This window comes from Rhizobium hidalgonense, assembly GCF_002914525.1.
GTDB classification, from domain to species: domain Bacteria; phylum Pseudomonadota; class Alphaproteobacteria; order Rhizobiales; family Rhizobiaceae; genus Rhizobium; species Rhizobium hidalgonense.
Window position 1 is genome coordinate 67,983 of record NZ_LODW01000061.1, and the last position, 9,435, is coordinate 77,417.

The 9,435-nt window shown below is 61.0% G+C and carries 8 protein-coding genes, 1 tRNA gene and 1 riboswitch; of the genes, 3 read left to right on the forward strand and 6 right to left on the reverse strand.

The genetic code is table 11. From position 1 onward, the window contains the following. Positions 1-16: 16 nt before the first annotated feature. From ATY29_RS20040 to ATY29_RS20050, 3 genes are all read right to left on the reverse strand, one after another. On the reverse strand, positions 17-1,234 hold the full coding sequence (locus ATY29_RS20040; RefSeq protein ID WP_097537126.1) for a tyrosine-type recombinase/integrase: 1,218 nt from the start codon (positions 1,232-1,234) through the stop codon (positions 17-19). A gap of 186 nt (positions 1,235-1,420) precedes the next feature. Further along, positions 1,421-1,494: transfer RNA gene (locus tag ATY29_RS20045), tRNA-Gly, on the reverse strand. A 59-nt stretch (positions 1,495-1,553) separates the two neighbouring features. Further along, positions 1,554-2,648, reverse strand: a complete 1,095-nt coding sequence (locus tag ATY29_RS20050) for a 2'-deoxycytidine 5'-triphosphate deaminase (protein ID WP_165779444.1) — start codon at positions 2,646-2,648, stop codon at positions 1,554-1,556. Between the two features lie 74 nt (positions 2,649-2,722). After that, positions 2,723-2,801, forward strand: a riboswitch (SAM riboswitch). Positions 2,802-2,843: 42 nt separating this feature from the next. Between ATY29_RS20050 and ATY29_RS20055 the strand changes: the two genes are divergently transcribed. After that, on the forward strand, positions 2,844-4,028 hold the full coding sequence (locus tag ATY29_RS20055) for an O-succinylhomoserine sulfhydrylase (RefSeq protein ID WP_097537127.1): 1,185 nt from the start codon (positions 2,844-2,846) through the stop codon (positions 4,026-4,028). A gap of 233 nt (positions 4,029-4,261) precedes the next feature. Further along, positions 4,262-4,654: a Co2+/Mg2+ efflux facilitator ApaG/CorD gene (gene apaG / locus ATY29_RS20060; protein ID WP_003570600.1), complete on the forward strand. Its 393-nt coding sequence runs from the start codon at positions 4,262-4,264 to the stop codon at positions 4,652-4,654. Positions 4,655-5,069: 415 nt separating this feature from the next. Here the strand turns inward: apaG and ATY29_RS20065 are convergent, their stop codons facing one another. The 3 genes from ATY29_RS20065 to ATY29_RS20075 all read right to left on the reverse strand — a co-directional run bounded on the left by ATY29_RS20065 (position 5,070) and on the right by ATY29_RS20075 (position 8,303). Beyond that, positions 5,070-6,062 (reverse strand): Hsp33 family molecular chaperone, encoded by a 993-nt coding sequence (locus ATY29_RS20065; protein WP_003570602.1) that lies wholly within the window; start codon positions 6,060-6,062, stop codon positions 5,070-5,072. An 89-nt stretch (positions 6,063-6,151) separates the two neighbouring features. Further along, a complete protein-coding gene (gene argF, locus ATY29_RS20070) occupies positions 6,152-7,066 on the reverse strand; it encodes an ornithine carbamoyltransferase (RefSeq protein ID WP_003570603.1) in 915 nt (304 codons plus the stop codon). Between the two features lie 37 nt (positions 7,067-7,103). Further along, the gene (locus ATY29_RS20075; RefSeq protein WP_003570605.1) at positions 7,104-8,303 is read right to left on the reverse strand and encodes an aspartate aminotransferase family protein; all 1,200 of its coding nucleotides are present in this window, start codon (positions 8,301-8,303) and stop codon (positions 7,104-7,106) included. Between the two features lie 426 nt (positions 8,304-8,729). On the opposite strand from ATY29_RS20075, the gene ATY29_RS20080 reads away from it, so the two are divergent. After that, positions 8,730-9,263, forward strand: a complete 534-nt coding sequence (locus ATY29_RS20080; protein WP_003570607.1) for a GcrA family cell cycle regulator — start codon at positions 8,730-8,732, stop codon at positions 9,261-9,263. Positions 9,264-9,435: the final 172 nt, after the last annotated feature.

Here is a 9,435-nt window from a genome sequence, read left to right on the forward strand (position 1 = left end):
TCCTATGCCGACTTCATCATACATGATCAGGTCGGTCATCTCTGTTGCCGATAATTCGCTCGTCGTCGAGCATGTCGGCCCACCACTGCATCATCCGCACGCGCTCATCCCAGTAGGTCGCGCGGTTATAGATTCGGCGCACCTCCCTCGTGTCCAAATGCGCCAGCTGGGCCTCAATTGCGTCCGCGCTGAATGCGCCAGATTCGTTCAAGATACTACTTGCTGACGACCGAAAGCCGTGCGCTGTATGCTCCTCCTCCCCTACTCCCATGCGGCGCAGAGCCGAGTTCATAGAATTTTCCGAGAGTAATGCCTTGCCGGACATCATCGACGGAAAGACGTTTGGCTTATCACCGAACAGGTCCTTCATGTGTTTGATGACCTCGATGGCTTGATGAGAGAGCGGAACATGATGCTCGCGGCGCATCTTTGTTTTAGCAGCGGGTATTGTCCATACCGCGTTTTCGAGGTCGAGTTCCGGCCATTCCATCGAACGGGTTTCCCCCGGCCGAGCAAAACAGAGAGCTTGGATTTTCAACGCTGCGACAAGGGACGGCCAGCCTTTATAGCCGTAGATCGCTCTCATAAGGCCGCCAAGCTCCTTACGGCCGGTAAGGGCTGGGTGGCTTACAGGAACATGCCGCTGAAGAGCGCCTCGCAATGCTGACGTAGGGTCGTTCTCTGCTCTTGCGGTTGCGATCGCAAATCGGAACACGCGTCCGATCGCAGAACGAGTGGCAAGGGCACTCTCTACTCGCCCACTCTTCTCGATGGCATTGAGAACGTCCAAAACGTCTTTGGCCGAAATTTGAGTTATCGGATAGGGCGACAGTTTCTTCGCGAGGACCTTCAGCATCCACGTGTTCTTATCGATGGTCGGCTCCGCGCGCTTATCGCGCCGTAGCTTCGCGATGAATTCATCAGCGATCAGTCCGAAGGTGTTTCCGGCCGCCGCCTTGGCAGACAATTGCTCGCGCTTCTTCGCCAGCGAGGGATCCATGCCTTCTGAGAGCTTTTTCTTTGCTTCATCTCGCCGGCTACGGGCTTCGGCCAGCCCAATCGCAGGATAGGCGCCCAGCGTCAGCGTCTTTCTCTTCCCAAAATACGCATAGTCAAGCCGCCAGGACTTGCCGCCGGCAGCGGAAATGTACAGATAAAGGCCCTTACCATCTGGCAGCTTATAGGGTTTTTCGGATTTTTTGGCATTTCGAATTTGAACGTCTGTGAGCGCCATTTACGGTATCGGCCTTGGATCCAGCAGCTTGTACCGTGGTTTGTACCGAAAATTTTGCTGGATGTCACTGCACCCCGGTGCACCTCGTTACGCGCGCGCGAGGCAGCAGCATATCCTTATGTAACTGATTTGTATTGCAGTATTGGACGTCTATGGACGAACATTTGCGAAACGGGTGTTGGGCTGTGGAGCGGGTGAAGGGAATCGAACCCTCGTATTCAGCTTGGGAAGCTGCTGCTCTACCATTGAGCTACACCCGCGATGCCCGGAGATTTCCAACAGATAGGGGGCGCTGTCAAGTCGCCCCGTGCGCTGCGCCTCAGATGCGGAAGTGCTTCGAGAGTTTGAGGCCCTGGGCCTGGTAGTTGGAGCCGAGGCCGGAGCCGTAGAGGCTGGCGGGCTTTTCCTGCATGTGTTCGTAGACCAGACGGCCGACGATCTGGCCGTCTTCGAGGATGAAGGGCACTTCGTGGCTGCGCACTTCGAGCACGGCGCGGCTGCCGCGGCCGCCGGCCGGCGCGTGGCCGAAGCCCGGATCGAAGAAGCCGGCATAATGGACGCGGAATTCGCCGACCAGCGGATCGAAGGGGGTCATTTCGGCGGCATAATCCGGCGGCACGTGCACCGCTTCGCGCGAGACGAGAATGTAGAACTCGTCGGGATCGAGGATCAGTTCGTTGCGGCCGCGGCTATAGAGCGGCTCCCAGAAATCGAAGATATCGTGCTGATCTTTTTTGTCGACATCGACGACGGCGGTGTGGTGTTTGCCGCGATAGCCGATCAGGCTGTCCTCATCGCCAGCGAGATCGATCGACAGCGCGATGCCGCCGCCGGAGACGTTCGGCAGCTTGCTGGCGACCAGCGTCTCGCTTTCATGCAGCTTCAGCAGTTCCGGCTCACTGAGCAGGGCATGGCCGGTGCGGAAGCGGATCTGCGACAGGCGCGAGCCGCGGCGCACGACGATCGGGAAGGTGCGCGGGCTGATTTCGAGATAGAGCGGGCCGGAATAGCCTGCCGGAATCTTGTCGAATTCCTGGGCGTAATCGGTGATGACGCGGGTGAAAATGTCGAGCCGGCCGGTCGAGCTCTTCGGATTGGCCGAGGCCGACATGTCGGAAGGCAGCGCCAGGCTCTCCATCAGCGGCACGATATAGACGCAGCCGGTTTCGAGCACCGCGCCTTCCGTGAGGTCGATCACATGCAGGCTCAGCCGGTCGAGCTTGTCCGAAACCAGATGCGAGGGGCCCGGCATGAAGGAGGCGCGCACGCGAAAAGCCTTGGCGCCCAAGCGAAGATCGAGGCTTGCCGGCTGGATCTGGTCGCGATCCAGCTCCCGCTCGGAGTTCAGACGCCCCGTTTCAAACAGCGCCGCGATCGCGCGGTCCGCCAGAATTCCCGTTTCACGAGCCATCATGCCCCATCCATCATTTTGCCGCCGACAAAACCAAACTCGGGGAATTGACGCAAGCAGCTAACAGCAGTATTGCAGAATTATCCCGTGGTGATTTGGCCGGTCGGCTTGCAGCCACGTTAAACAAGTGGCTAAAAAGACCGGGTTGAAACCGGTCTGCTTTTGCGGCCGGTTTTTTTGTTATGTGAAGGTGATGGCATGAGCAAGACCTGGCGCCCGGCAACCCAACTCGTCCACGGCGGCACGCTGCGTTCGCAATATGGCGAGACCTCCGAGGCAATCTATCTCACGCAGGGTTTCGTCTATGAGACGTCGGAAGCGGCCGAAGCCCGCTTCAAGGGCGAGACGGACGGTTATATCTACGCCCGCTACGGCAGCCCCACCAACGACATGTTCGAAAAGCGCATGTGCATGCTCGAAGGCGCCGAAGACGCCCGCGCCACCGCTTCCGGCATGGCGGCCGTCTCTGCTGCGATCCTCTGCCAGGTCAAGGCGGGCGACCATATCGTTGCCGCCCGCGCCCTCTTCGGCTCCTGCCGCTGGGTCGTCGAAACCCTGGCGCCGAAATACGGCATCGAATGCACGCTGGTCGACGGCCGCGATCTCGCCAACTGGGAAAAGGCAATCCGGCCGAACACCAAGGTGTTCTTCCTGGAAAGCCCGACCAACCCGACGCTCGAAGTCGTCGATATCGCTGGCGTCGCCAAGCTCGCCAACCAGGTCGGCGCCAAGGTCGTCGTCGACAATGTCTTTGCGACACCGCTCTTCCAGAAGCCGCTGGAGCTCGGCGCCCATATCGTCGTCTATTCCGCCACCAAGCACATCGACGGCCAGGGCCGCTGCCTTGGCGGCGTCGTGCTGGCCGACAAGGCCTGGATCGACGAGAACCTGCACGACTATTTCCGCCATACCGGCCCGGCCATGTCGCCGTTCAATGCCTGGACCCTCTTGAAGGGCATCGAGACGCTGCCGCTGCGCGTGAAGCAGCAAACGCAGAATGCCGCGAAGATCGCCGATTTCCTGGCCGAGCAGGGCAAGGTCGCCAAGGTGATCTATCCCGGCCGCAAGGACCACCCGCAGGCCGCCATCATTGCCAAGCAGATGACCGGCGGCTCGACACTGGTCGCCTTCGAGCTGAAGGGTGGCAAGGAGGCGGCCTTTGCGCTGCAGAACGCACTCGATATCATCAAGATTTCCAACAATCTCGGCGACAGCAAGAGCCTGATCACCCATCCGGCGACGACCACCCACAAGAACCTATCGGAGGAGGCGCGCGCCGAGCTCGGCATCTCCCCGGGCACGGTCCGCCTTTCGGCCGGCATCGAAGATACCGACGACCTGATCGAGGATTTTGCCAAGGCGCTTGCCAAGGTTTCGGCCTGACCAACTGGAATAGTGGCCGGACCCATTCGCGGTTCGGCCACTACCGGCCGCTACGCGCAGCGGAACAAGTTCGCCCGTGCCGGCGTTCGGAAGTAAATTAACACTGACAATTAGGCTTAACGATCGAAAACCCTTCGATCATGGCTGTTTCATCGCTGATCAACGTTCCGTTTCTTGACGGACTGGGCCTCTTTATAAGATACGGGTAACATATCTTGACTAAGGTGCAAGGCATGTATCGCGCCCTCACAAGAGAGATCGAAGTCGTCGTCGAACCGTTTTATCTGGAGGAGCAATCCGATCCGGAAGACGATCGCTACGTTTGGGGTTACCGGATTGTCATCAGCAACAATTCCGGCGTCGCCGTGCGCCTGGTCAACCGCTACTGGAACATCACCGACCAGAACGGACAGGTGGACGAGGTGACCGGCCCGGGCGTCGTCGGCGAACAGCCGCGGCTCAGCCCCGGCGACACCTACGAATATTCCTCCGGCTGCCCGCTCGACACGCCCTCCGGGCTGATGTTCGGCCATTATCAGATGGAAACGGATGAAGGCGAGATGTTCGATGTCGACATCCCGGCCTTCTCGCTGGATTCACCGGGGCTGCTGCGGGTGCTCAACTGACGTGTAGCGCCGAAGTTGATAGTGCGAACACGAACGCCGCGCTTGCCGCATGGGTCCTCGGGTCAAGCCCGAGGACGACGGAGGGTGGGGGCAAAGGCTAGCAAGAGGCGAGGGGCCGGGAGCGAATTCATCAAAAGTGTGCAGCGTTTTTTGCTGGAAGTGGTAGCTCTTGTTTTACATGCTTCTCACGCAAAATCGCTTGGGCAGTTTGCTGGAATTCCCAGACGGTCCGCCTCTTGCCGGTCGCTGCCCCCACCACCCTCCGTCATACTCGGGCTTGACCCGAATATCCATGCCGCAAGCACTGCGCGTGGATGTGTTCGGCTACGGTCGGATGCAGCCTTCCTGTCAGCACCAACCTGGACGCAGTGCCCGCACCCGGGCTTGACCAGTCAACAACCTATTAAAACCGATCCTATTCTGCCGGCTGAAGCTCGGTCGGCTCGAAGCGGTAGGTCGTTGAGCAGAATTCGCAGGTGACGGCGATCTCGCCATTCTCCTGGCTGGCCTCGATTTCCTCGGCAGTGAAGCCTTTCAGCACGCCCTTGATCTTGTCCCGTGAACAGCTGCAGCGGTCGAAGACCGCCCGAGGTTCGTAGACGCGCACGCCTCTCTCATGGAACAGGCGAAACAGCAGCCGCTCGGTTCCAACCAGCGGATCGGTCAGTTCATCGGCGTCGATGGTCTCGACCAGCGAACGGGCTTCAGTCCAGGCGTCATCCTCACCATGCGGGCGGCCGCCGGTGTCGCCGTCGCCGCCGTGGAGATCGGGCTGGCGCATGCGCTCCGGCGCTTCCGGCAGAAACTGGGCGACAAGGCCGCCTGCGCGCCAGCGATGGCGCGGCTTGCCGGCATCGTCGCGGTCAAAGAGTTCGGCCGCAGCCAGCCGCACGCGCGTCGGGATCTGCTCCGACTGGCGGAAATAGACGCCGGCAATCTCCTCGAGCGAGGTGCCGTCGAGCTCGACGATGCCCTGATAGGGCTGGCCGAACTTGCCCTGGTCGATGGTGAAGGCGAGCACGCCCCGGCCGAGCAACTGCTCCGGCTCGGTTTCGCCCGCGGCAATCGCCTTGTTGAGCAGAGCGTGATCGAAACGGGCATAGGCGCGGACATTTTCCGGCGTCGAGAAATCGGCGACGAGAAGATCGACCGGGCCATCACCCTTGGTCTGCACGGTGAATTTGCCGTCGAATTTCAGCGAAGTGCCAAGCAGCACCGTCAGCACGACGACTTCGGCGAGCAGCCGGGCGACAGGGGCCGGATAATGATGGCGCTCGAGGATCGCATCGAGCATCGGGCCGAGCTGGACGGCGCGGCCGCGCACATCCAGCCCCTCCACCTGAAAGGGGACGACATGATCATCGCCGGCGAAATCGAACTGGCCGAGGGCGGCTGCAGCTTCTGCCATGGCTTTACTCCTAGTTTTCGGAGCGATGGGTCAGCGTGCCCTTCACTCGCGCGGCCGCGGGTCTATGACTCGCAACATCCGATTATGGTTCAGATCGCGCCCAGGCACCAAGCAAGAATCGACTTCTGCGCATGAAGACGGTTTTCCGCTTCATCGAAGACCACGGATTGCGGACCGTCGATCACCTCATCCGTCACTTCCTCACCGCGATGAGCAGGCAGGCAATGCATGAACAATGCATCGCTGCCGGCCTTGGCCATCAAGGCCGCGTTGACCTGGTAAGGCTGGAAGACATTGTGACCCCGGGCCCGATGTTCCTGATTCATGGAGACCCAGGTATCGGTCACCACGCAATCGACGCCTTCGACCGCACGGTCGGCATCATGGCAGAGCATGATTTCGGCGCCCTCATTGCGGGCCCAGTTCAGATAGTGATCCTTGGGCTCCGAACCAAGGGGCACGGCCATGTTCATGCGATAGCCGAAGCGGGCTGCGCCTTCGACCAGCGAATGCAGCACATTGTTGCCGTCGCCGGTCCAGGCGATGGTCTTGCCCTTGATCGGGCCGCGATGCTCCTCGAAGGTCATGATGTCGGCCATGATCTGGCAGGGATGGGTGTCATCCGTCAGCGCATTGATCACAGGCACGGTCGCATGCTCGGCAAGCTCCTTGAGCCTTGAATGCTCGGTGGTGCGGATCATGATCGCATCGACATAACGCGACAGCACCTTGGCGGTGTCGCCGATCGTCTCGGCGCGGCCGAGCTGCATCTCGGTGCCGGACAAGAACAGCGTTTCGCCGCCGAGCTGGCGCATGCCGACGTCGAAGGAGACGCGAGTGCGGGTCGAGGGCTTTTCGAAGATCATCGCCAGCATCTTGCCGGCGAGCGGCTTGTCGCCCTTGCCGGCCTTGAAGGCCTGCTTGCGGGCGAGCGCATCGTTCATGATGGTTCTGAGGTCGGCTGATGTGACCGCCGAAAGATCGAGGAAATGTTTAGGAGCCATGTTCTTAACCTGTCGTGCGCCCGAAGGCACAATCCCTTCAAGCCGTCTTCTTGACCTTGGCGGCACGGATGCTTTCGGCGGCGCGCTCGAGGCGGGCGAGGCCCTCGCGGGCTTCCTCGGCGGTGACGACGAGCGGCGGAAGAAGGCGGATGACGTTGTCGCCGGCGGGCACGCCGAGCAGATGGGCGGCGCGGATCGCCTCCAGCAGTTCGGCCGAGGGAATGGCGGCCTTGACGCCGAGCAGAAGCCCCTCGCCCCTGATATCCTCGATCACATCGGGATAACGATCCTTCAGCGAAGCGAGGCCCTGGCGGAAGACGAGCGAGACGTCGCGCACCTGCTGGAGGAAGCCATCGGCGAGAATGATGTCGAGCACGGCGCCGCCGACGGCCATGGCCAGCGGATTGCCGCCATAGGTCGAGCCATGGGTGCCGGCCTTCATGCCGGAGGCGGCTTCCGCCGTGGCAAGGCAGGCGCCGAGCGGGAACCCGCCGCCGATGCCCTTGGCGACCGCCATGATGTCGGGGGTCACGCCCGACCATTCATGGGCGAAGAGCTTGCCGGTGCGGCCGACGCCGGTCTGGACCTCGTCGAGGATCAGCAGCAGGCCGTGTTCGTCGCAGAGCTGGCGAAGCGCCTTCATGAATTCGGGGGTAGCAGGACGCACGCCGCCCTCGCCCTGCACCGGCTCGATGAGGATGGCCGCCGTCGCATCGGTGATGGCGGCGCGGACCGCTTCGATATCGCCGAACGCCACCTGGTCGAAGCCCGGCGCCTTGGGGCCGAAACCTTCGAGATATTTCTCCTGGCCGCCGGCGGCGATCGTCGCGAGCGTGCGTCCGTGGAAGGCGCCTTCGAAGGTGATGATATGGAAGCGTTCGGGATGGCCCTTGGAAAACTGGTAGCGGCGCGCCGTCTTGATCGCGCATTCGAGCGCCTCGGCGCCGGAATTGGTGAAGAACACCTTGTCGGCGAAGGTGGCGTCCGTCAGCCGTTTTGCCAGGCGCTCCTGGCCGGGGATCTCATAGATATTGGAAAGGTGCCAGACCTTGTCGGCCTGCTCCTTCAGCGCTGCGACCACGTGCGGGTTGCTGTGGCCGACGGAGGTGACGGCGACGCCCGCGCCGAAATCGAGATATCGCTCGCCGCTCTCGGTGATCAGCCACACGCCCTCGCCTCGCTCGAACCGCAGCGGGGCACGAGAGTAGGTGTCATAAAGCGGCGCGGCTTCGGCCATGGCGCGAGTCTCCTATCGATGTTATCCAGCAGCGGACTCCGGCTAAGAAAAAACCAGGCCCGAAAAATCAAAAATGCCGCCTTGCGGCGGCCAGCGGCACTATTTCCTTTTCGCGCTGCAATGTCAACAAAACTGCGCCCTTAGCGTATGCAGCAAGGGTGTGCAGCGGCATTTTCAGTCTTCAACAGGCAATATTGCAGAAATGCCACGCCGGGGCAGCAAGTTGGGGAAAACTACGAATTCGATTCATCCGGATTCCCGCGACTCTTGTCAGGGAGTCAGCCTCACACTAGGTTAAAGTTCAATTACTAGACTGCATGCGGCGGAACTAGTCACCAAAATTGATCAAGCGTTTCTTGTTTCGGAGGCTTCCGGGACAACGGTGAGGGATTCTGCCATCACCAACGCAGAAGGTGGAGACAGGGCATGAACTGGACAGACGAGCGGGTCGAGAAACTCAAGAAGCTTTGGGCCGAAGGACTGAGCGCCAGCCAGATCGCGGCGCAACTTGGCGGTGTCAGCAGAAACGCTGTGATCGGTAAAGTACATAGGCTCAGCCTTCCGGGCCGCGCCAAGGCCGGCGGCACCGCCGCCACGGCGCGCACGCCGAAACGCAATACCTCGGCGCCGCGCGCACCGAATTATGCCTCTCGCATCACCACCCGCACCGTTACCCGCCAGCAGGGCGCAACGATGCTGAAGGAAGAGATCGAGATCGAAACGGTCGAGGAAATGGAGTACGTGCCGAAGGGCAACGTGGTCGTGCCGATCTCGCGCCGCCTCGGCCTGACGGAACTGACCGAACGCACCTGCAAGTGGCCGGTCGGCGATCCGCTGAAGGACGATTTCCATTTCTGCGGCTGCGAATCCCCCGACAATTCGCCCTATTGCGGCTATCATCAGAAGCTTGCCTACCAGCCAATCAACGAACGCCGCCGGGCGGCAGCGCGGGCCGGCTGAGAAGCGGCATCGCTGGACATGAAAAACGGGCCGCGCGGCCCGTTTTTTTATGAGTAGAGTGGGAAGGCGGCCTTTGTGTTTGGCAACAAAGCCAGCCATACATTCCGTCATCCCAGGGCTTGACCCACTGGTGTCCGGTTTAATTCGTCACCATTGGAGGCTCATCTGGTGG